The sequence below is a fragment of the Streptomyces murinus genome (assembly GCF_002154555.1).
In the GTDB taxonomy this organism is placed as follows: Bacteria; Actinomycetota; Actinomycetes; order Streptomycetales; family Streptomycetaceae; genus Streptomyces; species Streptomyces murinus.
The window spans coordinates 1-961 of the sequence record NZ_MUNF01000897.1; the positions used below are offsets into that span (position 1 = coordinate 1).

Here is a 961-nt window from a genome sequence, read left to right on the forward strand (position 1 = left end):
GGCGCGGTCAGCGGGACCACACCCGGGTGCAGGGCCTCGGGGGCGCGGGACGAGGCGAGCGTCAGCAGCGCGGCCACGGCGACACCGGAACCGGTGACCAGCCAGGCGCGGGGGCCCCAGGGGTCGGGCCGGTACCGGGTGCGCAGCGAACGGCGGCCGCCGAGGCGCAGTCCGGCGNNCCTCGGCGGTGAGCAGCCCGTACGTGCCCGCGCAGACGCCGAGCAGACCGCCGAGGGTGAGGGCGGCGGTCGTACGGCGGACCCGGGCGGGCACGTCCGCGCTGCGGCCGTAGCCGCGGGCCTCCATGGCGGCGGCGAGGGCGACGGAGCGCTCCAACGCGCCCTCCAGGACCGGGAGTCCGACCTGGAGCAGCCCCCGGACGCCCCGGTCCGGGCGGCCGCGCAGCCGGCGGGCGGCACGCAGCCGCTGGACGTCGGCGATGAGGTGCGGCGCGAAGGTGAGGGCGACGACGACGGCGACGCCGGTCTCGTACAGGGCGCCGGGCAGGGACTTCAGCAGGCGGGAGGGGCTGGCGAGGGCGTTCGCGGCGCCGACGCAGATCAGCAGGGTGGCCAGCTTCAGCCCGTCGTACGCTGCGAAGACGAGCGCCTCCGCGGTGACCTCGCCACCGAGCCGGATGCCCTGGGCCCAGTGCGGCAGCGGGATCTCCGGGAGGGTGAGGAGCACATGGGTGCCGGGGATCGGGGAGCCGAGGGCCACCGCGAAGACCAGGCGGATGAGCAGCACGGCGAACGCGAGCTTGGCGAACGCGGAATAGGAACGGGCCCAGGGAGCGGGGGAGCGGTGCGTCGCCACGACGTACGCCGACACGGCGATGAGCAGGGCGAGCAGCAGCGGATTGGTGGTGCGGGTCGCCGCAGTGCCCAGCGATATCGCCCAGACCCACCAGGCCCCGGGATGCACGGTCGCACGGTGCCTTTCGCGCCCCGAAGGGGCGCGG

At 76.3% G+C, this 961-nt stretch carries 1 pseudogene; it reads right to left on the reverse strand.

The features are described from left to right. Window positions 1-924 (reverse strand): annotated as a pseudogene (locus tag CCN72_RS36375) (energy-coupling factor transporter transmembrane component T); the annotation flags it as partial. Between the last annotated feature and the right edge of the window lie 37 nt (window positions 925-961).